The sequence below is a fragment of the Streptomyces sp. NPDC090025 genome, from assembly GCF_044748125.1.
GTDB lineage: Bacteria > Actinomycetota > Actinomycetes > Streptomycetales > Streptomycetaceae > Streptomyces.
Map to the genome: position 1 here is coordinate 118,228 of NZ_JBIVFL010000006.1, position 25,356 is coordinate 143,583.

The following is a 25,356-nucleotide window of genomic DNA, read 5'->3' on the forward strand; positions in this document are numbered from 1 at the left end:
GGGCGGCCCGGGACTACGCCGAGGGCTGTCCGGCCCGGTCGCCCGCCGCCCGGCCGGGCTGGCCGGGGATCGCGGCGGCCGAGGCACCGCCGTCGCCGTCGCCGCTGTCCAGGGTCTCCAGGAGCGCGTCGCGCTCCGGGGTGTCCTCCGGCTTGATGAGGCCGATGACGATGTAGAGGATCAGCGAGGTGGCGAGCGGCGAGACGATCTGGATCTGCAACTCCACGCCGTCCAGGCCGTAGTTGGTCAGCCAGAAGGCGAACAGACCGGCCGCCCAGGAGACCAGCGCCGCCGTCGGCCCGGACTTCCTGAAGGTGCGCAGCATGCCGAGCATGAACGGGATGGCGATCGGCCCCATGAGCCCGGCCACCCACTTGATGACGACGGTGATGATGTCCTTGAAGGTGGGGGAGTTGACCTGGGTGGCGACCGCCATCGACAGGCCGAGGAAGGCGATGGTGGACAGCCGCGCGGCGAGCAGTCCGGCGCGCTGGGTCCAGGTGCGGGCGGCCTTGCTGAGCACCGGCGCGATGTCCCGGGTGAAGACGGCCGCGATGGCGTTGGCGTCGGAGGAGCACATGGCCATGGTGTGCGAGAAGAAGCCGACGATGACGAGGCCCAACAGGCCGTGCGGCAGGAGCTGTTCGGTCATCAGGGCGTACGAGTCGGAGGCGTCGGGCTTCTTCGGGGTGATGAGCAGCGGGGCGACCCACATCGGGAAGAAGAGGACCAGCGGCCAGATCAGCCACAGCAGCGCGGAGAGCCGTCCGGAGCGGGTGGCCTCGCGGGCGGTCGGGGTGGCCATGTAGCGCTGGGCCTGGTTCCACATGCCGCCGCTGTACTCGAAGGTCTTGATGAAGAGATAGGCGAGCAGGAATGTCAGCGTGTACGGGCCGGCCGTCGGCGCGGTGTGGCCCTGGAGCTCCGGCCGGTCCCACACGGTCCACAGCGCGTCGATCCCGCCCAGCTTGCCGAGCACGGCGACGAGCATCGCGATCCCGGCGAGGAACTGGATGATGAACTGGCCGAGTTCGGTGAGCGCGTCGGCCCACAGGCCGCCGACCGTGCAGTAGATGCCGGTGATGACACCGGTGATCAGGATGCCCTGGTTGAGCGAGATGCCGGTGAAGACGGACAACAGGGTGGCGATCGCGGCCCACTTGGCGCCGACGTCCACGATCTTCAGGAGGACGCCGGACCAGGCGAGCGCCTGCTGGGTGGGGAGGTTGTACCGGTTCTTCAGGTACTCCAGCGGGGAGGCCACATGGAGCTTGGAGCGCAGCCGGTTCAGCCGGGGCGCGAAGAGGTGGGCGCCCACCGCGATGCCGATGGCGATGGGGAAGGACCAGGTGACGTACGAGGTCACGCCGTAGGTGTAGGCGATGCCCGCGTAGCCGGTGAACATCACCGCGCTGTAGCCGGACATGTGGTGCGAGATGCCGGAGAGCCACCAGGGCATCCGGCCGCCCGCCGTGAAGAAGTCCGAGACGTCGTCCACGCGCTTGTGGGACCAGACGCCGATCGCGACCATGACGCCGAAATAGCCGATGAGCACGGCCCAGTCGAGACTGTTCATTGCGTCCCCTCCATGGGGTCCGGTCCGCCTTGTGAACGCCGTTCATCGTGTGGGGAGTTACAAGGTCTGGACAATGCGATGGAGGGTCAAGGGACAGTAAAATCGTTCGCTTTACTGACCCTTGTTCACGTCTATGAACTTGTCGGCGGGTGTCCCCGGCCGTCCCGGAAGGGCCTCAGCGCATCAGCTCCCCCGCGTTGACCAGCAACGACTGCCCGGTGATGGCCCGCGCCCGGTCCGAGGCGAGGAACGTGATCGCGTCGGCCACGTCCCCGTCCGTCGCGAGCTCCGGGAGCGCCATCCGCTCGGTCAGCCGGGCGAGCACCTGCTCCTCGGGCAACTGCTCGGTGTGCGCGGCGAACTGCACGAACGCCTGCACCGGCGGCCCCCACATCCAGCCCGGCAGGACGGTGTTGACCCGGATCCGGTGCGGCCCGAGCTCACGCGCCAGCGAGTACATCGTCGACGTCAGCGCCCCCTTGGAGGCCGCGTACGCCGCCTGCCGCACCTCCGAGGGTGCCGCGATCGCCGACTGGGTGCCGACGATGACCACCGCGCCGCCCCGCTCCTTCAGGGCGGGCAGGCAGGCCCGGGTCATCCGCAGGGTGCCGAGCAGGTTGACGTCGAGCACGCCCTGCCAGCTGCCGAAGTCGGCGTCCTCCAGACCGCCGAAGTACGAGTCCCAGGCGGCCACGTGCACCACCGCGTCGACCCCGCCGAACCGCTCGACCGCGAGCGCCGCGAGGGCCTCGCACTGCGCCTCGTCGGTGATGTCGGTCGGCAGGTGCGCGGTGCGCGTGCCGGCCGGGTCGATCTCGGCGGCCGACTTGGCCAGGTTGGCCTCGGTCCGCGCGCCGAGCACGGCGTTGCCGCCGTCGCGCACGACGGCGGCGGCCACCTGGTGTCCGAGTCCGGCGCCCACACCGGAGACGATGACGGTCTTCCCTTGCAGCAGCATGTGCGTGCCTCCCGGAGCCTGTTCATTCATCTGACGGCCCGTCAGAGTAGGTGTGAGCAGCCCACAAGGGAAGGGGAGCGCGGATGAGCGAGGAACGGCGGCAGGGGACCGGAGAGATGTCCGGCGAGGGGGCCGGGGCGGCCGGGCCCGGCCCGGAGGTGTACGGGGAGCTGGCCGCGGTCGGCCCGTACGGCACCCACCCCGGCCACGCCCTGATCACCATGGTGGAACCGCACCCGGGCCACGAGTACGCCTACAACCGCTGGTACGAGGACGACCACTACTACGCCGGGGCGATGGCGATGCCCTGGATGTTCGCGGGCCGCCGCTGGGTCGCGACCCGCCCGCTCCAGGAGCTGCGGGTGCCGGAGAAGTCGGCGGTCGCCCAGCCGGTCACCGCCGGCTGCTACCTCTCCACGTACTGGATCACCGAAGGCCGCTACGACGAGCACATGAAGTGGACCGTCGGCATCAACAAGCGGCTCAACCGCGACGCCCGGGTCTACCACGACCGCACCCACGTCTTCACGTCCTTCCAGGACCACGAGGTGACGGTCTACCGCGACGGCGCCGCGGGCCCCCGGGACCTGCACGCCCTCGACCACCCCTACGCGGGCCTGGTCCTCCAGGTCGTCGACACCGACGGCCCGGCGGCCCGGGACGCGCTGGTGGAGCGGCTGCGCTCGCGCGAGCTGCCCCGGCGGCTCGCCGGTTCACCGGCGGCGATGGTCACCCTGTTCCGCCCCACCCCGCTGCCGGGCGACCGCATGACGTACGTGAAGCAGGTCGAGGGGGTCGACAACCGGCTGACCCTGCTGTGGTTCCTGGAGCGGGACCCCCGGGAGTGCTGGGCGGAGCACTTCGCCGGTCTGGAGTCCGTCGAGGGCGGCCGGGTGGAGCTGGTCGCCCCGTTCATCCCGACCGTGCCGGGCACCGACCGCTACGTCGACGAACTGCGCTGAGCCGTCGGGTCGGGCTGAGCCGTCGGCCGCCCCCGTACGGCCCGGGCGCGCGGCAGGGCCGTACCGGGGCCGTACGGGCAAGGCCGAGCCCCCTCGGCCAGGACGGCGGACCGGTCGAGAGGGCTCTTTCCTACGGTGTTACGGGGTGTGCGCGGGGTCAGATGGCCCCGTCGCCCACCTCGCCCACGAACAGGTTCCAGGACCCCGGTCCGAAAGAGAGCGAAGGGCCCTCGGGGGCCTTCGAGTCACGCACCGCGATCGCGGTCATGACGGGGGACTTGACCTCGACGCAGGCGCCGTTGCCGCCGGAATACGAGGACTTCGTCCAGTTGTCCGTGCCGCCCTGGATAATCGCCATGGTTCTCAACTCCGGTTTCTGCGAGTACTGCGAGTAGGTGTCACGCCAAGGTGTCGCTTGCTTTGGCGTGATCGACGCTACTCGCCCGGCCCCGTCCAGTGGGACCGGCGTTCACCCGACCGGATGGCATATTCCAACTGGTCTTACATCAGGGTGAGTCGGGGGTGTACCGTACCTGCCTCTTCCCCGACTCCCGCGCCGAATGGCGGCATTCGGCCTGCGACGCCCTGATTCGCGCGGTTTCCCGTTGTTTCCTGTTCTTCGCCGTCGGTTCCCGTCGGTTCCCATCGAGGTCCCGCTACTTGCCGGACGCGTACTCCTTGGCGATGCCGGTGATGAACTCCCGGGTGTCCTCGACATTCAGCGCCTGCGCCCGCAGGTGCTCGTACATCACGCTGTACTTGCCGACGTCCTGCGCCTTCTCCAGATAGAGGTCGCTCGTCACGCCCTCGATGTAGACGACCGAGGAGTCGGACGTGTCCGGGAATTCGAGGATCGCGTAATGCCCGCTGATGCCCGGGTGCGCACCCATGTGGAACGGCAGCACCTGCACGGTCACATGCGGCAGGTGCGACTGCTCGACCAGGTGCTCCAACTGCTCCACCATCAGCTGCCGGCCGCCGACCACCCGGCGCAGCGCGCCCTCGTCGATGACCACCCAGAGCCGCAGCGGACGCTCGGCGTCCTTGATCCGGTCCTGACGGCGGGTGCGCACGGTGACCCGCTTGTCGATGTCGGCCGGACTGGACTCGGGCAGCGCCCCGTTGATCACGGCCTCCGCGTAGCCGCGGGTCTGCAACAGCCCCGGGATGATCTGCGGCTCGTACACCCGCAGGCTCTCCGCGTCCGTCTCCAGACCGATGTAGACGCTGTACGGGATGTCGCCGAAGGCGTGCCACCAGCCCTGCTGGCGGGAGTCCTTGGCCATCTGCATCAACGAGTCGACCATCCGCTCGTCCTCGACCTCGTACACCCCGCAGAGGTCGCGCACATCGCGCTGGCTGATCGACCGGCGGCCGTTCTCAAGGCGGCTGATCTTGGACTGGGAGACGAGGAGGCGCTCGGCGACCTGCTCGGCCGTCATGTTCTTCGCCTCCCGGAGCTTGCGCAGCTCCTGCCCCAATCGGCGTCGCCTGACGGTGGGGTTGACATTGGACGCCACGGAAACTGCACCTCCGGCTCTCGGCAGGGTAGCTGTGAGTATCTACCGCTTGGCAGACTGCCACCAAAGGTGCCGTGTGCGCTGGAAAACGGCGAAGCCGTGAGCGAAGCGGAGCGGGACGCGCCGGGGGGGGGGGGGGGGGCGGGGGGGGGGGGGGCCCGGGGGGCCCCCCCCCCCCCCCCCCCCGCGACCGCGCCGAAACGTGCGTGGTGGTGCGTGATGCGTGGTGCGTGGTGGTGCGTGGTCTGGCGTGACGCGTGGTGCGTGGTGCTACATGGCGACGCGCGCCATGGTGCCGCGGCGCGGCTGGGCCGGAACCCCGCCCGCCGTGGCGGCGGCAGCCCGCCGGGGCTGCGCGCCCACGCCGTTCTGCACATCCAGGACGGCGTGCGCCACGAGGCCGCCCATCGGGTCGTGCCGGATCAGATCGCGCAGCCGGGACCGCGACGACCGTCCTTCGTTGCCGGGGTACAGGTGCTTGCCGAGACCGACCGCGTGGGCCAGCGCGGCGAGCGCCGCGGTCCGCGGGTCCGGCGGTACGCCGGTGCGGATCGCACTGTCCAGCCGGGACCTGATCTCCCGGCTGATCGCCGTGTCCGTCGCCTGGTAGCGAGTCGTCGGCAGCACCCCGCACATCTGGCCCTCCACGGCATGGACCATGCCGCAGCGCTCCAGATGCGAGAGATACGTCTGGCGGAGCCCCAGTCGGGGTCCGCCGATCCAATGGACGGCCCGTACCGGACTGCCACGCCTGCGCAGCAGTTCCAGTGCGGAGTCCAGAGTCGGATCTCCGGTCGGCCGTGGCATCACCACGGCGATACGATCCCCGTCAGGGGCTATCCGTCCTGCCAGAGCCAGCTCCACTAGCTGTGCTCCGGCCAGGCCGAGGTCGAGCGACTGCGGCTGCGCTGTGGTACCCGTCGTCGGGTCCAGAGCGAGCAGCAGAAGCTCCTCCGGAATAGTTCTGCGGCTCCTGCCCATCCATGCCTCCCCGCGTGGATGAATGACAGGGTGACCCCTCTCACATTCATCTGTCGAGAGTGCCTGGGTGCTTCGTACGGGAACCGGTAGGTATGTCGTTCTCGTCTAGCACGGGGGCCAAGCGGTTCACACAGGACACTGGTAGATGGTTCGGACGTACGCATGAGCGATGGAGGAGGCACGGTGGCGGGCGAGTCCCCCGACAAGGCGGAGCAGCGGGAGAGCGCGGTCGGCGCGGACGGCAAGGACTCGCGACCGGCGTCGTCCGTCCTCCAGGACACCGACGGCGTCCGCGTGGACGAGCCGACGGCCGTCTTCCGCACGCTGGCGCCGCGGACGGCACCGGAGGACGCGGCGACCACCGAGGCCGCCGAGGAGCCGGAGGACGTGTCCGCCGCCACGGAGGACGTGCTGGAGGACACCACGGAGGACGCGGCGGAGCCTGTGGGGGTTGCGGAGGACCGTTCCGCCACCGAGGTCGAGGGCGCTGCCGAGGGCGCTGCCGAGGGCGCTGCCGAGGCTGAGGGCGACGCCGCCGCTCCGGCCGGGCCGGAGGCGCCTGCGGTCGATCAGGCGACGTCCGTGTTCCGGATCCTGGATGTTCCGGAGGCGAAGCCCGAGGGCGCGGACGCGGAGTCCGAGTCCGAGTCCGACTCCGGGTCCGGCGAGGACGCGAAGGCGGATGCCGAGGCCGCGGCCTCGGCCGAGGCGGCGGAGCCCGCTCCGGCCGTCGACCAGGCCACCTCCGTCCTCCGCACGCTCAAGGCGCCCGCCGGGCCCGCCGGGTCCACCGAGCCCGCGAAGGCGGCCGACGCCGAGTCCTGGTTCGCCGCGCGCAAGCCCGAGGCCGCGAAGGCCGAGCCCGAGGCCGACAAGCCCGCGCCCGAGCGGCCCGTCGACCAGCCGACCGCGATCTTCAAGATGGCCGACCTGCCGGCCACCGACGAGCCCGAGGCCGACAAGCCCGAGGCCGCGAAGGCCGAGCCGAAGCCGCAGCCCCTCGACCAGCCGACGACCGCGCTCAAGGTGCCCCCGTCGATGTTCCGCCCGCTCCAGGGCGACATCACCCAGGAGCGCCCCCAGGCCACCCCGGAGCCGAAGCCCGCCCCGGCCCCGAACCCGGCCCCGGCGCCCGCCCCGGCGGCGCAGCCCGCCGCCGCGGCCGCGCCCGCCGCCACCCCCGTACCGCCGGCGCCGTCCCTCGCCGAGGCCGAGCGGACCCGGCAGCAGCCGCTGCCGCCGCGCCCGCCGCTGGAGATCCTGGCGGAGCTGACCAACACCCCGCCGCCCGCGCAGACGCCGCTGCGCACCACCGTGCGACGGGTGAAGATCTGGACGCCGCTCCTGATCCTCGCTCTGGTCGTGTTTGCGGTCGTACAGTTCGTGCGCCCGCTGCCCGCGTCCAAGCTGGTGCTCTCCGCCTCGCCCACCTTCACCTTCGAGGGCGGCCCGCTGCAGTTGCCGTGGCCGACCGAGGGGCAGGGCGCGGCCGAGGTCGAGGGCGTCGGCTCGCTCGGCACCTACGGCCCGCAGCAGCCCGCCCCGATCGCGAGCGTGGCGAAGACCATGACCGCGTACGTGATCCTGCGCGACCACCCCGTCAAGGGGAAGGACAAGGGCCCGAAGATCGCGGTCGACAAGACCGCGGGCGAGCAGGCGAAGGCCAAGGACGAGTCGACGGCCCCCATCAAGGAGGGCCAGACCTACACGGAGAAGGAGCTGCTGCAGCTCCTGATGATCCCGTCCGGCAACAACGTGGCCCGGCTGCTCGCGCGCTGGGACGCCGGTTCGGAGGCCGCGTTCGTCGAGAAGATGAACGCCGCCGCCAAGGACCTGGGCATGACGGGCTCGACGTACACCGACCCGTCCGGTCTGCAGGCGACCACCGTGTCCACGCCGCTCGACCAGCTGAAGCTGGCGAAGGCGGTCATGCAGTACGACGTGTTCCGCGAGATCGTGGACATGCCGAACGTGACCGTCGAGGGCATCCCCGGCCGGATCGAGAACAACAACAGCATCCTGCTGGAGCCGGGCGTGAGCGGCATCAAGACCGGCTCGTCCACCCCGGCCGGCGGCAACCTGCTGTGGTCGGCGAACACCGTCGTCGACGGCCAGAAGCGCCGCATCCTCGGCATCGTGATGGGCGCCAAGGACGCGCCGCAGCTCTGGCAGAAGCTGGACCTGGCCATCAAGAACAGCCTCAAGGTGATCCAGAAGGCGCAGACCGACGTCACGTCGGCGGCCGTGGTGAAGAAGGGCCAGGTCGTCGGTTACGTCGACGACGGGCTCGGCGGCCGCACCCCGGTGGTGTCGACCAAGGACCTGAAGGCGGTCGGCTGGCCGGGCCTGAAGGTGAGCCTCGAGCTGGCCGACGGCGGGAAGAAGCTGCCGCGGGCCGGGAAGACCGGTGACGTCGTCGGCCAGGTGTCGATCGGCACCGGGACCGGCAAGGTGAGCGCCCCGGTGGCGCTGCAGAAGGATCTGGTCGAGCCGGGCTTCCAGAAGAAGCTGACCCGACTGGGCTGATCGTCCGGGCGCCCGGGAGCTCCCCGGGCGCCCAACTGTTAGCGTTCCCTGAGACCTGGGGAAGCGTTTTCCCGGTATCGGGGGAGGGCCGCATTGACCACTGCCGAGGGGACCCGTGAGGCCGGAGGCGAGAGGGACGTGTCTTCACCTTCGCGAATAGAGGTTCCAGGTCAGCGCCCGGCCCCGGAGTCCGGGCCGAGTTCCGGCCCCGCCCCCGACTCCGCCGCCGACTCCGCCGTCGCGGGCGCCGGTGCCCCGGACTCCGCCGTTCCGGCCGCGCCCGCTGCCCAGGCGGCGCCCGCCGCGCCCGCCGCCCGTCGCCCCTTCCGGAGCACGCGCCGCTACCCCGTCCTGGTCGCCACCCTTGTGGCGGCGGTCACCCACGTCCTGTGGGTCTTCTTCTTCGCCAACAGCGGCGGCGACCTGGCCGCCCAGGACGCCTGGGCCGAGTTCGTCGGACGCCACCCGGACTCGGCGTACAACCTCGCCTGGTACGGCGGGATGCACCCGGTCTCGTACAGCGTGGTCTCCCCGTACGTGATGTCGGTGCTCGGCGTCCGCACCACGATGATGATCGCGGGCACGGTCTCGGCCGCGCTGACCGCGCTGATCCTGGTCCGGGTGCGGGCCGTCCGCAATCCCCTGGCGTGCTCGCTCGCCGGGGTCTTCGCCTTCCTCTGCAACGCGCTCTCCGGCCGGGTCACCTTCGGCCTCGGCATGATGTTCGCGCTCGGCTCGGTCGCCGCCGTCTTCTGCTGGCCGCACCGCTGGCGCTACCGCCGCTGGGCCAAGGCCGCCGTCGCCGCGCCGCTCGCCGGGCTCGCGACCGCGTGCAGCCCGGTCGCCGGACTGTTCCTCGGCGTCGTCGCCGCCGCCCTGTTCCTGAACAAGCGGCGGCCCGGGGCGTACGCGGTGGGCCTGGCGCCGGTCGTGGTGGTCGCGGTGTCGGCGTGGCTGTTCCCGTTCTCCGGCACCCAGCCGATGTCGTTCGCCTCGACCAGCCTGCCGTTCCTGTTCGGCGTCCTGGTCCTGGTGCTCGTGCCGCGCGACTGGCGGACCGTGCGCACCGCCGCCGCCGTCTACTCGGCGGGCACCCTGCTCACCTGGCTGATCGACTCGCAGATCGGCTCGAACGTCTCGCGCCTGGTGATGCTGTTCGCCGGTGTGGTGCTGCTGGCGGCGCTGCCGTACGCGCGTCCGCGTTCGCGCCGCTGGTACGCGCTGCTGCTGGCGTTCGTCGGCCTGAACGTGTGGATCGGCTTCAAGGGCGTCGACGACGTGATCCGCACCGCCCCGGACGCCTCCTGGGCGCGCGAGGTGGCGCCGCTGATCAACCAGCTCCAGGTGCGGGACGCGGAGCGGGCCCGGGTGGAGGTCGTCCCGGCCTCCAGCCACCGCGAGTCCTCGGCCCTCGCCCCGTACATCAACCTGGCCCGCGGCTGGAACCGGCAGGCGGACATCGAGCGCAACCCGCTCTTCTACGACGACACCCTGAACGCGGCGAACTACCACGACTGGCTGGGCCGCTGGGCGGTGCACTACGTGGTGCTGCCGACCGGCGCGCCGGACTCGGGCGCGAAGCGCGAGGCGGAGCTCGTCGACGGCGGGCTGCCGTATCTGAAGCAGGTGTGGTCGGACGCCAACTGGCGGCTGTACGAGGTCCAGGGCGCGACCCCGCTGGCCGACGCACCCGCCGAGGTGCAGCGCGCCGAGTCCAACGAGGTGGTGCTCCGCCTCGACCGCCCGGCCCGGATCAAGATCCGGGTGCCGTACTCGCCGTGGCTGGCGCTGGTCGACGACAACGGCGGCAAGATCGAGCCGCCGCAGGAGACGGAGGCGTCGAAGGAGGCGCGGGAGGTCGCGGAGACCGAGATCCCGAAGGTCTTCGCGAACAAGGAGGGCTGCCTCTTGAAGGCGGAGCCGGACGCGGAGGGCGACGAGTGGACCGAACTCATCGCGCCGAAGGCGGGCACGTACCGGCTCGCGGCCCCGTACAAGCTCTTCCCGCGCGGTACGACGTGCCCGGAGGAACTGCGCTGAGGCACCCCGTACCGGGGCGCGGGGTCACTCGTACGAGGGCGGATGTGCCTGAGGCGGCCCTTCCGGGGGTACGGGGGCCGTAAGGTCCGTTCGTACGGAACGTTTCTTTCTGATCTCCCGGATCTCCGATCCTTCTGGACCTTCTCAAGACGGGGCGCGCGCTGACATGACGGACGCGGTGATCGACGCGGGTACGGACGAGGGCGCGGCCGACCCGGCAGCCACCGACGGGGGCGGCCGGAAGAAGAAGAGCCGCCCCTTCTGGGTCGAACTGCCGCTGCTCGCGGTGGGCGCGCTGATCCTCGCCTTCCTGATCAAGACCTTCCTGCTGCAGCCGTTCCTGATCCCCTCGGGCTCGATGCAGAACACCCTCCAGCAGGACGACCGGGTCCTGGTCGACAAGCTCACCCCGTGGTTCGGCGCCGAACCGAACCGGGGCGAGGTCGTCGTCTTCCGCGACCCGGCGGACTGGCTCGCGGGCCAGCCCGAGCAGAGCCCGAACGCGTTCCAGAAGTTCCTCGGGGTCGTCGGCCTGATGCCGCCGGCCGACGAGAAGCACCTGATCAAGCGGGTCATCGGGATTCCCGGCGACACGGTCGAGTGCAACGGCCAGGGCCCCCTGAAGGTCAACGGCAAGCCGCTCGCGGAGCCGTACGTCTACCCGGGCAACACCCCGTGCAGCACCGACCAGGCCGGCCAGTTCAAGATCACCGTCCCGGCCGGCCGCCTCTGGGTGATGGGCGACCACCGCCAGAGCTCCTGGGACTCCCGCTACCACCAGACCGACCCCCACGCGGGCATGGTCCCGCTGAGCGACGTCGTGGGCCGCGCGGTGGTCGTCGCCTGGCCGGTGAACCACTGGTCGACCCTCCCGGTCCCGGACACGTTCGAGCAGCCGGGGCTGTGACGAGGGGTCGGTGACGGGGCGCACAGCCCCTGCGGACCGCGTACGTCAAAGGGCACCCAGCGACATCGCTGGGTGCCCTTTTCCCTTGTGCCCCCGGCAGGATTCGAACCTGCGACACCCGCTTTAGGAGAGCGGTGCTCTATCCCCTGAGCTACGAAGGCGCCTGGACAGCGTAGCGGATGGGGCGGGGCGATGGGCCGGGAGCCTGGGCCGGGTGGCCGCGAGGGTCGCGCCCAGGAGGAGGATCAGGGCGCCGGTCGCCTGGAGGGGGCCGAAGGACTCGGAGAGCAGCAGGGTGGCGCAGAGGGTGTTCACGACGGGGACCGTGAACATCATCAGGGAGGCCCGCGCCGGGCCCACCGCGCCGACGCCCCGGTAGTAGAGGACGTTCGCCACGGCCGTCGCGCCGACCGCCAGGTACGCCGTGTTCAGCCAGACGCCGGGCGGCAGCTCGCGCCACGCCACGTCGGCCAGGTCGGGCGCCGCCAGGGCGCCGAGCAGCAGCGCGCCCGCGCAGGTCGCGTACGTCGTCGCGCGCAGGGGTTCGACGCCCGCGAGGATCCGGGGGCCGATCAGGGTGTACGTCGCCCAGCACGCCGCGCTCGCCAGGAACAGCAGGTCGCCCAGGAGCCGGGACGAGCCGCCCGCCCCCGCGCCCCCGGCGCCCAGGAAGAAGACCGCCGCGCCCGCCAGCCCGAGCGCGAGGCCCGTGACCCGGGCCCAGCCCGCCCGCTCCCTGCCGGTCAGCAGAAGGAACGCGCTGGTCAGGACCGGACTCATGACCGGGATGAGGATGCCCGCGTCGAGCGAAGGGGCGAGCGACAGGCCCCAGAAGAAGAACCCGTTGTACGCGAAGACGCCAAGCACCCCGGCCGCCGCCGCGAGCCACCCGCCGCGCGCCGCCGCCCCGGGCCGACCCGGCGACCGGCGCCCCGACAGGGCGAGCGCCAGCAGCAGGGCCACGGCACCGAAGCCGAAGCGCAGGAACGCGCCCACGGAGTGCGGCACCTGCGCCACGACCGCCTTGGACCCCGCGAAGGCGCTGCCCCACAGCACCATCGTCACCATCAGCAGCGCGTACGGGCCGCCCGCACGCCCCCGCTTCGCCGTACCGCTCGTCGTCGTCATGCCCCCGACCCTGCCCCCACCCCTGTCCCCATGGCTTGAACGCTGGTGCGCGGCCACAATGACGCCATGGAGCGAGACGGCGGCTGGGCCCGGTACTGGCGCGACGGCGCCCGGCCCCTGGAAGCCATGCACGCCCACTTCTTCGAGCACGTGTACGCGCCGCACAGCCACGACACGTACTCCTTCGGCATCACCGACGTCGGCGCGCAGAGCTTCCGCTGCCGGGGCGCCCAGCACACCAGCGGCGCGGGCATGGTGATGGCCCTCAACCCCGACGAGGTCCACGACGGGCGGGCCGCCGCCGAGCTCGGCTACCAGTACCGGATCGTCCACATCGGCCCGTCCGTGGTGTCCGGCATCCTCCGCGACGCGGCCGACACGTCCGCGGCCGACGGCTCCACGGCCGCCACCGCCGAGGCCGCCGGACCGGCGGGCGCGCTGCCGTTGTTCGTCCGTCCCGTGCTCACCGACCCCGTGCTCACCGACGCGCTGGCCCGGCTGCACCGGGCGCTCATGGGCCCCGCGAGCGCCCTGGCCCGCGAGGAGTTGCTCACCGCGACCGTGCTCCGGCTCGCCGAGCGCGGGGCGACGCGGGCGCCCCGTACCCGGAGCCTGGCGGGCGAGGCCGGGCGCCGGGCCGCCCGGCGGGCGTACGCGCTGCTGAACGAGGCGTTCCTGGAGCCGCTGTCGGCCGACGACCTCGCCGCGGCGGCCGGTTGCAGCCGGTTCGCGCTCTACCGGGCCTTCCGCGCGGAGTTCGGCATGGCGCCGAGCGACCACCAGCGGCTGCTGCGGCTGCGCCGCGCCCGCGGGCTGCTGGCCGGGGGGCTGGCCCCGGCGGAGGCGGCCGCCGCGGCGGGCTTCGCCGACCAGGCGCACTTCAACCGGTGGTTCAAGCGCGCGTACGGCATCACCCCCGGGGTCTACCGCCGCGCGGCCGGGAGCTGAGGCCGCGTCAGGCACCGCGCGTCAGGCGCCGCGCGCCGGGCGCGCCGTGGACCTGGGGAGGCGTCAGGACCCGAACCGCTCCAGATAGTCCGCGTTCGCGATGGGCGTCGCCGCCAGGAACTCCGGCGGCAGGTCGAACGCGTCGACCAGGGTCAGCAGATGCGGGGTCAGGGCCGCGACGGTCTGTTCGGTGGCCGGGTGGAGGGCCTCGACATGGGCCGGGGTGAGGTGGCCCGCGGCCAGCAGGTCGCCCGTGTGGGGGCGGAGTTCATGCAGCAGGAAGAGGCGGGCCAGCTGTTCCAGGAGCTGGCGGGTGCGGGGCTCGGTGGCGCGGGCCACGGCCGCCAGGAACGCGTCGGCGGCCGCCACGCGCGCGTGGGCGGCGACCATGTCGAGGGCGGCGCCCGAGGTCTCGTTCCAGCGGCCGATCGGGTCGCCGGACGGACCGCCGCGCAGCGCGGCGCGGGCGCGGGTCTGCCAGACGCGCTCCACGCACGCGTGCAGGTCGCGCAGGAACCCGAGGTCGGTGAGGTCGGCGACGTCGGGGCTCGGTTCGCGGGCCGGGCCCGCCTCGTGGGCGAAGACGAGCTCGGATGCGGCCTTGGCCCAGATGACCAGGTTGTCGCCCTCGGCGGTGATGCCGCCCTCGATGTTGAGCGGCAGGTCCGCGAGCCCGTTCGCGGGGAACAGGCCCTGCGCGCCGCAGCGTTCGCGCGCCTCGATGGTGATGTCGCGGGCCTGCCAGGTGATCCAGCCCTTGGCGACGGCGATCAGCCGCTCGACCTCGTCGCGCTGCCCGGCGTCGGTCGGGTCGTGCTCGGCCCACCGGTCGAGGACCGCGCGGTGCAGGAAGGTCATGGCGTACGCGGTGCCCAGCGAGCGCAGCAGCCGCCCGGTGTGGCTGCGGTGGGCGGTCAGGGGTATCCGCTCACCGGCCTTCGGCGCGGCCACCTCGCGGTGGTGCGCGTACCGGACGGCGATGGCGAGCGCGGCCCGCGCCATGCCGAGGGTGCCGCCGCTCATGCAGAGCTTGCCCAGGGTGACCCGGCCGACCGAACGCAGGAACCGCTTGCGGCGGTTGCCGAGGTTGCTGCTCAGTCGGCCGTCCTTGTCGAGCCGTCCGTGCGCCGCCTCCAGCATCGCCTCGCGGGGCAGCCGTACCCCCTCGAAGGAGGTCAGGCAGTGGTCGACGGGGGTGCCGGTGCGGTCCGGCAGCTGCCGCACCCGTATGCCCGGCAGGTGGCCCGCGGCGTCGCTGAGCGGGGTGAGGAAGAGGAACACGCCCTGGTCCGCGCCGTCGATCATCAGCCGGGCGGCGACCACGGCGGTCTTCGGGCCGCCGGTGAGGCTGGTGTTGGGCATGAACTTGCGGGCGCCCGGGTTCGGCGTGTCGAGCACGAAGCCGCCGGTCTCGGGGTCGAGCGTGGCGACGGTCTCCAGGGCGGCCACGTCGTTGCCGTGGGCGAGTTCGGTGCACAGGAAGGTGCCCGTGCGCTCCATCGCGGTGTACGCGGTGAGGTCGCGGCGGTAGCCGTCGTGGTCGAGCAGGCTGCCGAGGAAGAGGTTGTAGTGGATGCTCGCGAGGGTGCAGACCCCGCCGTCGACGAAGCCGGTCCACTCGTGCAGCGCGGCGAGCCTGCGGGCGTCGTACGTCAGGGCCTCCGCCCCGGCGCCGGCGACCGTGTCGTTGACCAGGCGGAGACGCTCGTACGAGAGTTCCGTCCGCTCGGTGGGGGAGAGGCCCGGGCGGTGGGCGAAGGCGTCCGCCGCGATGAGGCGGCGCCACTCGCCGTGGACGCGTTCGCGGTCGTCCCCGTCGAAGAGAAGCCGGGTGAGCTCCTCCGTGCCACTGTGGGTGTGCTCGTCCACCCCGCCCGGTCTGCTGGTGGCGGATATGGACGGTGCCTCCGCGTGCTGGAGCATCGGCTCCCCCGTAAGGAGTTTGACGAGCAGGACAGGGTCTGACAATAAGATACGTACCAACCGGTTTCGTTTCAATTTTCCTTGTCAAACCGGGCGGCTGGTTTTATTCTTGTAATGTGGAGGTGTGAACCATCCGGTGGCTTGCCGGGCACACCCTACTGCGGGCGCCGAGACACGCGGAGTGGTCCTTCGGGCGACGCCCGACCGCTCTCGCCCCCGGCGAACCGTTGGAACACGAGCCTCTCTCGGTACCCTTCAGGCCGTTGAGGTACGGAGGATGTAGTGGCGCAACAGGAACGGGCCATCCGCACACGTCAGAAGATCGTGCTTGCGGCGGCCGAGCTCTTCGACGAGGTCGGCTACGAGGCCGCGACGATCTCCGAGGTCCTGAAGAAGTGCGGAGTGACCAAGGGCGCTCTGTACTTCCACTTCGCCTCCAAGGAGGACCTGGCGCAGGAGGTGCTCGCCGGTCAGGTCGGCGCGCTCCCGCCGGTGCCGCAGCGCGAGCTCTATCTCCAGCAGATCACCGACGAGGCACTGGTCCTCGCCCATCTGCTGCACGCCGGTGACCCCATGGTGCGCGGCAGTGTCCGGCTCACCGTCGATCAGGGTTCGCCGTACGACGGTCTCGACCGCAAGATCCCCATGCAGGGCTGGATCGACCACAACATGGACCTGCTGGCCGCCGCCAAGGAGGCGGGGGAGCTGCTGCCGCACGTCGACATCCCGTCCGCGGCCACCCTGTTCACCGGAAGTTTCACCGGAGTTCAGGTGTTGTCGAAGATCATGACCAAGCATGCGGACATGGTCGACCGGGTCGCGAACCTCATGCGCACGATGGTCAGCGCCATCGCCGTCCCCGGCGTACTCGTACGGCTGGACTTCGCGCCGGCCCGCGCGCAGCAGGCGTACGAGGAAGCGCTGACCGCGCGCATGGCGGACGCCGCCGTGGCGTCCACGGCGGGCTGACCGACCCCGAGCGTCCCGCGCGACCCGTCACACCCCGCACCACCCCGCGCGCTCCTTCACCACCCCACGCACCACCCCCTTCTTCACCCCTTCACCACCCTTCATCACGCCCCGGGCACCCGGGGCCGCCGGGCCCCGAACCCACCGGGACCCCGGCCGCGGGGGGCCACGGGCAGCCGCACCGGCCCACCCGAACCGATACGGAGCCCACCCGCATGAACACCGACGCCCCCACCCCCGACGTCCGACCGGCCGCCGCCCCTGCCGCCCCGGCCGGCCACCGCCACGTCGGGATCCCGGCTTCCGCCGCCGTCCCCGGCACCGCCGCCCCCGTCTCCGGCGGCTGCCCGTACGCCCTCGACGTCACCGGCTCCGACCTCGACGGCGAGGGCGCCGCGCTGCGCGCCGCCGGACCCGCCGTCCCCGTCGAGCTCCCCGGCGGCGTCGGCGCCTGGGCCGTCGTCCGGCAGGAGCAGGTCGAGCGCCTCCTTCTCGACCCCCGCGTCTCCAAGGACGCCCGCCGCCACTGGCCCGCCTTCGCCGACGGCGAGATCACCCCCGAGTGGCCGCTCTACCCCTGGGTCGCCAACGAGAACATGCTCTTCTCGTACGGTGCCGAGCACGCCCGGCTGCGCCGCCTGGTCGCCGCCGCGTTCACCGCCCGCCGCACCGCCGCCCTGCGCCCCCGTGTCGAGGAGATCACCGGCACGCTGCTCGACGCGCTCGCCGCGCGGCTGGCCGCCGGTGAGACCGTCGACCTGCGCGGCGGCTACGCCGAACCGCTCCCGCTCCAGGTCATCTGCGAGCTCTTCGGGGTCGCCGACGGCGCCGCCCGCGACGAACTCACCGCCGCCCTGCGCGTGGTCTTCAGCTCCAACGTCTCCGCCGAGACCATGGAGGCCGCCCGCGGCACCGCCTTCCGGCAGCTCGCAGGACTGGTCGCCGCCCGCCGCGAGCGGCCCGGCGACGACCTCACCTCCTCGCTCATAGCGGCCCGGGACGGCGACGGCGACGACGCCCTCACCGAGAACGAGCTCCTCGGCTCCCTCTTCCTGTTGATCGCGGCGGGCCAGGACACCACCGCCGCGCTCGTGGTCAACGCCGCCGCCGCGCTGCTCGCCCACCCCGAGCAGCTCGCCCACGTCAGAGCCGGCCGGGCGGGCTGGGACGACGCGATCGCCGAGACCCTGCGCACCCACGGCCCGGCCGCCTACTCGCCGCTGCGCTTCGCCGTCGAGGACATCGACCTCGACGGGGTGGCCATCGCCCAGGGCGACCCGATCCTCGTCAACTTCGCGGCGGCCGGGCTCGACCCGGACCGCCACGGCGCCGACGCCGCCGCGTTCGACGTCCTGCGCGACGGCCGCGACCTGCTCGCTTTCGGCCACGGAGTGCACCGCTGCCTGGGCGCCCCGCTCGCCACCCTGGAGGCCACGGTCGCGCTCGCCGCGCTCTTCGAGCGCTTCCCCGACCTCGAACTCGCCGTCCCGGCCGCCGAACTGGCCCCGCTGCCGACCTTCCTCCTGAACGGGTACGGGGCGCTGCCCGTACGCCTGGCGGCCCCGGCCCGCGACTGACCGGGGGCCCGCCGCCACCGGGCCCCGGAACGTTCCGTGACGGCAACGGCGAGTGTCGGACAGTTCACCGGCGGTCTCACTCTTTCGATGAAAAACCGCTCAGCCGGTTTGTTAAGGTCCGAAGGAGAGGGCGCGCGGTGGTGCGGTGCGCCGCGCCGGTATCCCACGTCAGTGACGGAGGCCCCCGTGGCCAAGCAGGAACGGGCGATCCGGACCCGTAACGCCCTGGTGCACTCGGCGGCGACGCTCTTCGACCGGGACGGTTTCGAGGTCGCGTCGCTCGCCACCATCAGCGCCCGCGCCGGGGTGAGCAGCGGAGCGCTGCACTTCCACTTCCCGAGCAAGGCGGCGCTCGCCGACGCGGTCGTCGCGGCGGCCGGCGACCGGCTGGTCAGGATCACCCGGGAGCGCGAGGCGCTGGCGCTGCAGATCCTCATCGACGCCAGTCATGAGCTCGTCCAGGGCCTGCGCTGCGACCCGGTGCTCCGGGTGGGGTTCGCGCTGAGCGCCGACCCCGAGCGCACCCGGGCCGCCCGTGACCTCAGACGGGGCTGGCGGGAGTGGGTGGAGAGCGTGGTGGTGCGGGCCGAGCGCGCCGGGCTGCTCGCGCCGGACGTCGTCCCGCGCGACCTGGCGGCGGCCGTGGTGGCGGTGGCGGCGGGCCATGAGGCCCTCGGTCACCAGGACCCCGGCTGGCTGGAACGCGCCCCGCTCACCCGCTTCTGGGCCTTCCTGCTGCCGCGCGCGGTGGGCGACGCCCGGGTCGGCCTGTTCGTCGCGTCGGGCGACGCGGCGGCGGAGCCGTACGGAACGGCGGAGTCGCACGGAACGGGAACGGTGGAGTCGCACGGGACCGCGGAGTCGCGCGGGGCGAGGGCGCGGGAGGCGTACGGGACGGTGGCGGTGGTGTCGCCGGAGCCGGGTGCCGAGGCGGACGTGCGGTCCTGAGTCCGGCGCCCCCGGGGTCGGCGCCAGGTCGTCCCGGGGCGGCCTTGACCGGGGGGTGCGGCGGGCATACGGTCGGTCACCGTACCTGAGCAAGCGCTTAGAAACCTGACCGGCCGTGGATGCGGGCCGAAGCGGAAAGAGGCGATCGACCGTGGCGGAGCCGTACCCCGACCCCGACGCCCGCCCGGACGTCCGCCCCGGCACCGGTCCGCAGACCGATCCCGACGCCCGCCCCGGCACCGGCCCCTCGGCCGATCCGCTCGGCGCGCTCACCGCGCCCGGTGCGCCCTTCGCCGTCTCGGACGGAGTCTACGTGGGCGGCCCGCGCACCCTGCGCGAGTTCGTGGAGGCCACCTGGGGCTTCGGCGACGCGCCCTTCCTCGTCTCGGACGACGGCGTGCTCGGCTACCGCGCCTTCTTCGACGCCGCCTGCGGGCTTGCCCGCCGCCTCGTCGACGTGCACGGACTGCGTCCCGGCGACCGGGCGGCGGTCGCGATGCGCAACCATCCCGAGTGGCACATCGCCTTCTGGGCCACCCAGCTCGCCGGACTCGTCGCCGTACCGCTCAACGCCTGGTGGACCGAGGGGGAGTTCGGCTACGCGCTCGACGACTGCGCGCCGCGCGTGCTCCTGGTCGACGGCGAGCGGGTGGCGCGGGTCGCCGACTGGGCGCGGACCCGTGACGTACCCGGCATCGTCTTCCACCCCGAGGACGCGCGCGGACCCGGCGACGACGGCGGCTTCACCGGGGACCTCCCCGAGGGCTTCGAGCCGTACGTCCCGGACACCGATCCGCTGCTCGGCCCGCCCCCCGTCGACGTGGAGCCCGAGCACGACGCCACGATCATCTACACCTCGGGCACCACCGGCCGCCCCAAGGGCGCCGTCGCCACCCATCTCGCGATGGCGGGCGCCGCGATGAACCCGCGCTACTTCGCCGCCGCCTCCGCGCTGCGGCGCGGCGAGCGGCCCGGCGGCGGGCCGGTGCCGGTCTCGCTCACCACCTTCCCGTTCTTCCACGTCGCCGCGTTCACCTCGTTCTTCTCGGTGATGGCGGCCGGGGGCGCGCTGGTGACGATGCGGAAGTGGGACGCCGCGAAGGCCCTCGAACTGATCAGGACCCACCGGGTCACCCACTACGCGGGCGTGCCCACCACGGCGCTCCAGCTGCTCGACCTCGCCGAGCGGACCGGGGACCCGCTGGAGACCCTCAGCATGATCAACACGGGGGGTGCGGCGGCCCCGCCGGAGATCGTGGCGCGGGTCGGCGCCGTGTACGGGGGCCGGATCGAGCCGCGCAACGGCTATGGCCTCACCGAGACCTGTGGGGGAGTCCTCGCCAACTTCGGCGCCGAGTACCGGGCGCACCCGTGGAGCGTGGGCCGGCCCGCGCCCGCCGTGGAGGTGCGGATCGACGCGCCGGACGCCGAGGGGGTCGGCGAGCTGTGGCTGCGCGGGCAGCCGCTGGTGCGCGGCTACTGGGGCGACCCGGCGGCGACCGCGGCGGCGTTCACGCCGGACGGCTGGTTCCGCACCGGCGACCTCGCGCATCTGCGGGACGGCCGGGTGACCGTCGTCGACCGGATCAAGGACATGGTGATCAGGGGCGGCGAGAACGTGTACTGCGTGGAGGTCGAGGGGGTGCTCCAGGACCACCCGGCCGTCGCCGAGGCCGCCGTCCTCGGTGTCCCGCACCCGGAGCTCGGCGAGGAGGTCGCCGCCGTGGTCCGGCTGCGCCCGGGCGCCACGGCGGGGGCGGCCGAGCTGCGCGCCCATGTCGGCGGGCGGCTCGCCGCGTTCAAGGTGCCCGCGCACGTCCTCGTACGGGAGGCGGAGCTGCCCCGCAACGCCACCGGCAAGATCCTCAAGCGCGAGCTGCGCGCGACCCTGGCCCCCGCGGAGTCCACGGCCCCCGCGGAGTCCACGGCCCCCGCGGAGCCGGAGGCTCAGCAGGCTCAGGAGCGGGAGACGCGGATCCGGTAGCCGCCGGTCGTCTCGTCCTCGCCGAGGACGGTGATCCGGACGCCGTTGGTCCGGTCGACGAAGGTCTCGCCCGGCCCGTAGGGGGCGTCGGACAGTTCGGCATGGACGTTGGGGCGCCGGGTGCAGCCGCCGCTGTCGCGGTCGCTGTCGGAGACGGTGACCGGGCCGTGGCCGGTGTCGACGTCGGTCTGGACCCGGTAGACGAGCACGCCGGTCTTGCAGACGGCCTCGTCGTTGCCCTGGCGGGTGCGGGCCTCGACGGCGTAGCCGGAGGTGTCGGAGAGCGGGACGAAGACGAGCTTGCGGCCGCCGGCGGTGGCCAGCGGGCTGAGGACGTACTCGCGGTCGCCGGTGCCCGGGGCGCAGCCGATCTGGTCGTTGTCGAGCCAGCCGAGCTTCCACTTGTGCCAGCCGAGCAGGTCGTTGTTGGCCCCCCAGTCCTCGGACATGATGTCCCAGTGCCCGACGGTGCCGCCGCCGTCGGCGGTGTAGAGGTCGGGCAGTCCGAAGACGTGCCCGTTCTCGTGCGGCAGCACCCGGAAGCCGGTCTCGCCGTAGCTGCCGGAGCCGTCGTCCTGGCGGCTGTAGACGAAGGACGTGTTGGCGAGCGGGACGCCGTCCGCGTAGGGGGCGTCGTCGTTGCCGGAGAAGGTCACCGAGAGCACGGTGTCGAGGGCGGAGGGCCCGGCGTTCGGCGTCACCAGGATGTTGACCAGGTCGTAGGAGCTGAAGTCGACCCGGCCGTCGGCGACCTTGACGATGTCCTCGACGAGGCCGCGGTAGCCCGGTTCGTACGGTGAGCCGCGCTCGACGCCGTACGAGGAGAACGGCCGGGGCATCCGCAGCCAGTCGGGTATCGGGGTCTCCGGGCGGTAGCGCAGCCGCCCGTACGAGCTGGTGGTGAACCAGTCGGCGGTCTGCGGGAAGAACTCGCGGTAGCGGCTCATCGCGGTGCCCTGGCCCGGGGCGTCCGGGAAGTCGATCATCAGGTTGAGGGCGCGGACGCGGCCGGTGGCGCGGGCGTATCCGGGGGCGGTCGGCATGCCCTCCGACATCTGCACACCCATCGTCGTGGCGATCCGGCACGGTCCGAGCGGCGCTTCCCCGGGGTTCGCGGACACCGGTCCCGCCGATGCGGGGGCCGGGCCGGGCAGGGTGGTGCTGGCCGTTGCCAGGGCGGCGATGGCGAGGGCCGCCGCCGTTGCCAGGGCGATGGGTCTGCGTATCCGTCGGCGGGTGTCCTGCATCCGGTCGCCTTCCTGCTCCCGCGCGTGGGCTCCGCGCGCCGTGCGATCAGCCTGTGGCGGGTGGTGCGGACGCGCGCGCCGGGTGGCCCGACCGGGCGACCGATCCGGGAGTGTGACCCAGGCCACACAAGAGGGAGAAATAACCGGGGAAGCTCTCCCCGTTTACCTGTCTGTCGAACGAAGCGGGGAGTGTGTCCCCGGATGGCAGGGAGGAAGAGCGACCGTGAGCAGCAGCACCGCCGAGAGCACCGCCGAGGGCGTCACCGGGACCGACCCGGCCCGCCGTGTGCCCCGCCCCCGCGCGGACGCGCTGCGCAACCGCGCGCGGATCGTGACCGCGGCCCGCGAGATGTTCGTGGAGTTCGGCCCGCAGGTGCCGCTGGACGAGATCGCCCGCCGGGCCGGCGTCGGCAACGCGACGCTGTACCGCAACTTCCCCGAGCGCACCGACCTCGTCCGCGAGGTCGTGCTCTCCCTGACCGCCCGGATCACCGAGCGGGCCGTGCTGGCTGCCGAGGAGGAGAGCGACACCTTCGCCGCCCTCCGCCGCTTCACCCACGAGGCCGCCGAGGAGCGCATAGGGGCCCTGTGTCCGATGCTCGACGGCGCCTTCGACAAGGACCACCCCGATCTGCTGGCCGAGCGGACGCTGCTGGAGGAGGCCGTGCAGGGCCTCGTCGACCGGGCACAGCGCTCCGGCCGGATGCGCACCGACGTCGGCGTCGGGGACCTCATGGTCGCGGTCTCGCAGCTGACCCGGCCGCTGCCCGGGACGGCCTGCCTCAGCATGGACCGGTTCGTCCACCGCCATCTGCAGGTGTTCCTGGACGGTCTCGAGACGCCCGCGCGCTCCGAACTGCCCGGCGCCGCCGCGACCCTGGAAGCCCTGAGGAGCGAAGCCTGCGCCACGAACTGACCCGGGCGGCGCCCGCCCGCTAGGCCGCGCCCCGCCCCGCCCACTTTTTTCCTTTTTCTTCACTTTTCAGCATTTCCGCGCCAAGAGGTGGCTACCCCCATGTCAAAAATCACCGAGTCCGCACCGCCCTCCGGGCTGTCCCAGGCCGACCCCAGCCGGTGGAGAGCCCTGGTCTTCATCGCCCTGGCCCAGCTGATGGTGGTGCTCGACGCCACGATCGTGAACATCGCGCTGCCCTCCGCCCAGCAGGACCTGGGGATATCGGACGGCAACCGGCAGTGGGTCATCACGGCCTACGCGCTGGCCTTCGGCGGTCTGCTCCTGTTCGGCGGCCGGATCGCCGACCTGTGGGGCCGTAAGCGCACCTTCGTGGTCGGCCTGATCGGCTTCGCCGCGGCCTCCGCCCTCGGCGGCGCCGCGACCGGCGAGGCCATGATGCTCGGCGCCCGTGCCCTCCAGGGCGCGTTCGGCGCGCTGCTGGCGCCCGCCGCGCTCTCCCTGCTCGCGGTGATGTTCACCGACGGCAAGGAGCGCGCCAAGGCGTTCGGCATCTACGGCGCGATCGCCGGTGGCGGCGGCGCCGTCGGCCTGATCCTCGGCGGCTTCCTCACCGAGTACCTGAACTGGCGCTGGACCTTCTTCGTCAACATCCCGTTCGCGATCATCGCCGCCGTCGGCGCGTACTTCGTGATCCGTGAGCCGGCCGGCGGCCGCAACCGCGCGCCGCTCGACATCCCCGGCGTGCTGCTCTCCACCCTCGGCCTGGTCTCGCTGGTCTACGGCTTCACCCGCGCCGAGTCCGACGGCTGGACCGACCCGGTCACCATCGGCCTGTTCGCCGCGTCCGTGGTCCTGCTCGCGGTCTTCGCGTTCACCGAGTCGCGGGTGAAGTCCCCGCTGCTCCCGCTGCGCGTGGTCACCGACCGCAACCGCGGCGGCGTCTACCTCTCGCTCGGTCTCGCGGTCATCGCGATGTTCGGCCTGTTCCTGTTCCTGACCTACTACCTCCAGGTCGTGAAGGGGTACTCGCCGGTCAAGACGGGCTTCGCGTTCCTGCCGATGATCGCGGGCATGATCACCGGTTCCACCCAGATCGGCGCCCGGCTGATGACCCGGGTCCCGCCGCGCCTCCTCATGGGCCCGGGCTTCCTGACCGCCGCGGTCGGCATGCTGCTCCTGACGCAGCTGGAGATCGGTTCCTCGTACGCCGGTCTGATCCTGCCCGCGCAGCTGCTGCTGGGTCTCGGCATGGGCACGGCGTTCATGCCGGCGATGTCCCTGGCCACCCACGGGGTCGACCCGCGGGACGCCGGTGTGGCCTCCGCGATGGTCAACACCTCGCAGCAGGTCGGCGGCGCCATCGGTACGGCCCTGCTGAACACGATCGCCGCCTCGGCGACCACCGCGTACCTCACGGACCACGCGGCGGGCGCGACCACCCCGGCGGCCCAGAAGCTGCTCCAGCTCCAGGGCATGGTCGAGGGCTACGCGGCCGCGATCTGGTGGGCGGTCGGCATCCTGGTGGTCTCGGCGACCCTCGCGATCACCCTGATCAACACCGGCAAGCCGGGCACCGGCGCGGTGGCCGGTTCGGGCGCGGACGCCGACGACGAGGTCAAGGTCCCCGTCATCGCGCACTGACCCCACCGGGAGTCCCGGGTCGGGCCGCACGCCACCTCAGCGGCGCCCGCCGCGCGGCCGCACCGACCACACCCGGCCACCCGGCCACGCCCGGCCTGCCCTGGTTCCGCTCAGCGGAGCCAGGGCAGGTCCGCGTTCGGGTCCGCGGGCTGCAGCCCCTCGGCGACGGTCCGCATGATCGCGCCGAGCTGCTCGACCTGCTCGGCGCTCAGCCGCTCGAAGAGCGCCTGCCGCACCGCGTCGACATGGCCGGGGGCGGTCCTGCCGAGCACCGCGAAGCCCTCGTCGGTGAGCGTGGCGAACTGGCCCCGCTTGTCGGAGGGGCACTCCTCGCGGGCCACCCAGCCGTTCTTCTCAAGGCGTGCGATCGCGTGCGAGAGCCGGGAGCGGGTGATCTTCGCGTCCTTGGCGAGCTCGGTCATCCGCATCCGGCGCCGGGGCGCCTGGGACAGCTGGACGAGCAGCCCGTAGTAGACGTGCGGCATCCCGGCGTCGCGCTGCAGCTGGCGGTCGAGATGGTCCTCCAGCAGGGTGGTGGCGTGGAGGTAGGAGCGCCAGACGCGCTGTTCCTCGTCGCTGAGCCAACGGGGTTCGGTCATGGGTCC

General features: G+C 72.5%; 20 protein-coding genes and 1 tRNA gene. 11 read left to right on the forward strand and 10 right to left on the reverse strand.

Annotated elements, in window-relative coordinates; genetic code table 11:
• Positions 1-13: 13 nt before the first annotated feature.
• Together ACIPXM_RS16725 and ACIPXM_RS16730 are read right to left on the reverse strand one after the other, a co-directional pair.
• Positions 14-1,576 (reverse strand): sodium:solute symporter family protein, encoded by a 1,563-nt coding sequence (locus tag ACIPXM_RS16725; RefSeq protein WP_401655744.1) that lies wholly within the window; start codon positions 1,574-1,576, stop codon positions 14-16.
• A 175-nt stretch (positions 1,577-1,751) separates the two neighbouring features.
• Positions 1,752-2,534 carry an SDR family oxidoreductase gene (locus ACIPXM_RS16730; RefSeq protein ID WP_401655746.1) on the reverse strand — a complete coding sequence of 261 codons (783 nt, stop codon included), beginning with the start codon at positions 2,532-2,534 and terminating at the stop codon, positions 1,752-1,754.
• 116 nt (positions 2,535-2,650) lie between these two features.
• Between ACIPXM_RS16730 and ACIPXM_RS16735 the strand changes: the two genes are divergently transcribed.
• Positions 2,651-3,496 carry a hypothetical protein gene (locus tag ACIPXM_RS16735; protein ID WP_401656179.1) on the forward strand — a complete coding sequence of 282 codons (846 nt, stop codon included), beginning with the start codon at positions 2,651-2,653 and terminating at the stop codon, positions 3,494-3,496.
• Between the two features lie 157 nt (positions 3,497-3,653).
• On the opposite strand, the gene ACIPXM_RS16740 is transcribed toward ACIPXM_RS16735, so the two are convergent.
• From ACIPXM_RS16740 to ACIPXM_RS16750, 3 genes are all read right to left on the reverse strand, one after another.
• A complete protein-coding gene (locus tag ACIPXM_RS16740; RefSeq protein ID WP_401655748.1) occupies positions 3,654-3,854 on the reverse strand; it encodes a DUF397 domain-containing protein in 201 nt (66 codons plus the stop codon).
• Positions 3,855-4,152: 298 nt separating this feature from the next.
• Complete coding sequence (locus ACIPXM_RS16745; protein WP_401655750.1) at positions 4,153-5,016, reverse strand: helix-turn-helix domain-containing protein; 864 nt, start codon at positions 5,014-5,016, stop codon at positions 4,153-4,155.
• Between the two features lie 270 nt (positions 5,017-5,286).
• Entirely contained in the window at positions 5,287-5,997 is a 711-nt protein-coding gene (locus tag ACIPXM_RS16750; protein WP_401655752.1) for a GPP34 family phosphoprotein, read from the reverse strand.
• Positions 5,998-6,159: 162 nt separating this feature from the next.
• On the opposite strand from ACIPXM_RS16750, the gene ACIPXM_RS16755 reads away from it, so the two are divergent.
• The 3 genes from ACIPXM_RS16755 (at position 6,160) to lepB (ending at position 11,470) form a co-directional block, all read left to right on the forward strand.
• On the forward strand, positions 6,160-8,523 hold the full coding sequence (locus tag ACIPXM_RS16755) for a D-alanyl-D-alanine carboxypeptidase (protein WP_401655754.1): 2,364 nt from the start codon (positions 6,160-6,162) through the stop codon (positions 8,521-8,523).
• Between the two features lie 93 nt (positions 8,524-8,616).
• Complete coding sequence (locus ACIPXM_RS16760) at positions 8,617-10,563, forward strand: MFS transporter (RefSeq protein ID WP_401655756.1); 1,947 nt, start codon at positions 8,617-8,619, stop codon at positions 10,561-10,563.
• Between the two features lie 166 nt (positions 10,564-10,729).
• Positions 10,730-11,470, forward strand: coding sequence for a signal peptidase I (gene lepB / locus ACIPXM_RS16765; RefSeq protein WP_401655758.1), 741 nt, complete (start codon positions 10,730-10,732; stop codon positions 11,468-11,470).
• An 88-nt stretch (positions 11,471-11,558) separates the two neighbouring features.
• Here lepB and ACIPXM_RS16770 read toward each other — a convergent pair.
• Together ACIPXM_RS16770 and ACIPXM_RS16775 are read right to left on the reverse strand one after the other, a co-directional pair.
• Positions 11,559-11,631 (reverse strand) — tRNA-Arg (locus ACIPXM_RS16770).
• Positions 11,594-12,598: a DMT family transporter gene (locus tag ACIPXM_RS16775; protein WP_401656181.1), complete on the reverse strand. Its 1,005-nt coding sequence runs from the start codon at positions 12,596-12,598 to the stop codon at positions 11,594-11,596. Before ACIPXM_RS16775 ends, ACIPXM_RS16770 begins: the two co-directional genes overlap by 38 nt.
• Before the next feature lie 66 nt (positions 12,599-12,664).
• Here ACIPXM_RS16775 and ACIPXM_RS16780 point away from each other — a divergent pair, with 66 nt between their 5' ends.
• Positions 12,665-13,546, forward strand: a complete 882-nt coding sequence (locus ACIPXM_RS16780; protein ID WP_401655760.1) for an AraC family ligand binding domain-containing protein — start codon at positions 12,665-12,667, stop codon at positions 13,544-13,546.
• 63 nt (positions 13,547-13,609) lie between these two features.
• On the opposite strand, the gene ACIPXM_RS16785 is transcribed toward ACIPXM_RS16780, so the two are convergent.
• A complete protein-coding gene (locus ACIPXM_RS16785) occupies positions 13,610-15,469 on the reverse strand; it encodes an acyl-CoA dehydrogenase (protein ID WP_401655762.1) in 1,860 nt (619 codons plus the stop codon).
• 282 nt (positions 15,470-15,751) lie between these two features.
• Here ACIPXM_RS16785 and ACIPXM_RS16790 point away from each other — a divergent pair, with 282 nt between their 5' ends.
• The 4 genes from ACIPXM_RS16790 (at position 15,752) to ACIPXM_RS16805 (ending at position 20,947) form a co-directional block, all read left to right on the forward strand.
• On the forward strand, positions 15,752-16,438 hold the full coding sequence (locus ACIPXM_RS16790) for a ScbR family autoregulator-binding transcription factor (RefSeq protein WP_401655764.1): 687 nt from the start codon (positions 15,752-15,754) through the stop codon (positions 16,436-16,438).
• 215 nt (positions 16,439-16,653) lie between these two features.
• Positions 16,654-18,015 (forward strand): cytochrome P450, encoded by a 1,362-nt coding sequence (locus ACIPXM_RS16795; protein ID WP_401655766.1) that lies wholly within the window; start codon positions 16,654-16,656, stop codon positions 18,013-18,015.
• A gap of 186 nt (positions 18,016-18,201) precedes the next feature.
• A complete protein-coding gene (locus ACIPXM_RS16800) occupies positions 18,202-18,963 on the forward strand; it encodes a ScbR family autoregulator-binding transcription factor (protein WP_401655768.1) in 762 nt (253 codons plus the stop codon).
• Between the two features lie 151 nt (positions 18,964-19,114).
• Positions 19,115-20,947 (forward strand): class I adenylate-forming enzyme family protein, encoded by a 1,833-nt coding sequence (locus ACIPXM_RS16805; protein ID WP_401655770.1) that lies wholly within the window; start codon positions 19,115-19,117, stop codon positions 20,945-20,947.
• Here the strand turns inward: ACIPXM_RS16805 and ACIPXM_RS16810 are convergent.
• Positions 20,920-22,194 (reverse strand): M6 family metalloprotease domain-containing protein, encoded by a 1,275-nt coding sequence (locus ACIPXM_RS16810; RefSeq protein WP_401655772.1) that lies wholly within the window; start codon positions 22,192-22,194, stop codon positions 20,920-20,922. The genes ACIPXM_RS16805 and ACIPXM_RS16810 overlap by 28 nt on opposite strands.
• Before the next feature lie 223 nt (positions 22,195-22,417).
• On the opposite strand from ACIPXM_RS16810, the gene ACIPXM_RS16815 reads away from it, so the two are divergent.
• The gene (locus tag ACIPXM_RS16815; protein ID WP_401655774.1) at positions 22,418-23,110 is read left to right on the forward strand and encodes a TetR/AcrR family transcriptional regulator; all 693 of its coding nucleotides are present in this window, start codon (positions 22,418-22,420) and stop codon (positions 23,108-23,110) included.
• A gap of 99 nt (positions 23,111-23,209) precedes the next feature.
• Positions 23,210-24,751 carry an MFS transporter gene (locus ACIPXM_RS16820; protein WP_401655776.1) on the forward strand — a complete coding sequence of 514 codons (1,542 nt, stop codon included), beginning with the start codon at positions 23,210-23,212 and terminating at the stop codon, positions 24,749-24,751.
• A gap of 110 nt (positions 24,752-24,861) precedes the next feature.
• On the opposite strand, the gene ACIPXM_RS16825 is transcribed toward ACIPXM_RS16820, so the two are convergent.
• Complete coding sequence (locus ACIPXM_RS16825) at positions 24,862-25,350, reverse strand: MarR family winged helix-turn-helix transcriptional regulator (protein ID WP_401655778.1); 489 nt, start codon at positions 25,348-25,350, stop codon at positions 24,862-24,864.
• Positions 25,351-25,356: the final 6 nt, after the last annotated feature.

What these genes read in the sequence shown, in the direction of transcription:
- ACIPXM_RS16725 (WP_401655744.1), bottom strand. Translation starts at nt 1,576, where the DNA reads ATGAACAGTCTCGACTGGGCCGTGCTCATCGGCTATTTCGGCGTCATG.
- ACIPXM_RS16730 (WP_401655746.1), bottom strand. Translation starts at nt 2,534, where the DNA reads ATGCTGCTGCAAGGGAAGACCGTCATCGTCTCCGGTGTGGGCGCCGGA.
- ACIPXM_RS16735 (WP_401656179.1), top strand. Translation starts at nt 2,651, where the DNA reads ATGTCCGGCGAGGGGGCCGGGGCGGCCGGGCCCGGCCCGGAGGTGTAC.
- ACIPXM_RS16740 (WP_401655748.1), bottom strand. Translation starts at nt 3,854, where the DNA reads ATGGCGATTATCCAGGGCGGCACGGACAACTGGACGAAGTCCTCGTAT.
- ACIPXM_RS16750 (WP_401655752.1), bottom strand. Translation starts at nt 5,997, where the DNA reads ATGGGCAGGAGCCGCAGAACTATTCCGGAGGAGCTTCTGCTGCTCGCT.
- ACIPXM_RS16755 (WP_401655754.1), top strand. Translation starts at nt 6,160, where the DNA reads ATGAGCGATGGAGGAGGCACGGTGGCGGGCGAGTCCCCCGACAAGGCG.
- lepB (WP_401655758.1), top strand. Translation starts at nt 10,730, where the DNA reads ATGACGGACGCGGTGATCGACGCGGGTACGGACGAGGGCGCGGCCGAC.
- ACIPXM_RS16775 (WP_401656181.1), bottom strand. Translation starts at nt 12,598, where the DNA reads ATGACGACGACGAGCGGTACGGCGAAGCGGGGGCGTGCGGGCGGCCCG.
- ACIPXM_RS16780 (WP_401655760.1), top strand. Translation starts at nt 12,665, where the DNA reads ATGGAGCGAGACGGCGGCTGGGCCCGGTACTGGCGCGACGGCGCCCGG.
- ACIPXM_RS16785 (WP_401655762.1), bottom strand. Translation starts at nt 15,469, where the DNA reads ATGCTCCAGCACGCGGAGGCACCGTCCATATCCGCCACCAGCAGACCG.
- ACIPXM_RS16795 (WP_401655766.1), top strand. Translation starts at nt 16,654, where the DNA reads ATGAACACCGACGCCCCCACCCCCGACGTCCGACCGGCCGCCGCCCCT.
- ACIPXM_RS16810 (WP_401655772.1), bottom strand. Translation starts at nt 22,194, where the DNA reads ATGCAGGACACCCGCCGACGGATACGCAGACCCATCGCCCTGGCAACG.
- ACIPXM_RS16820 (WP_401655776.1), top strand. Translation starts at nt 23,210, where the DNA reads ATGTCAAAAATCACCGAGTCCGCACCGCCCTCCGGGCTGTCCCAGGCC.
- ACIPXM_RS16825 (WP_401655778.1), bottom strand. Translation starts at nt 25,350, where the DNA reads ATGACCGAACCCCGTTGGCTCAGCGACGAGGAACAGCGCGTCTGGCGC.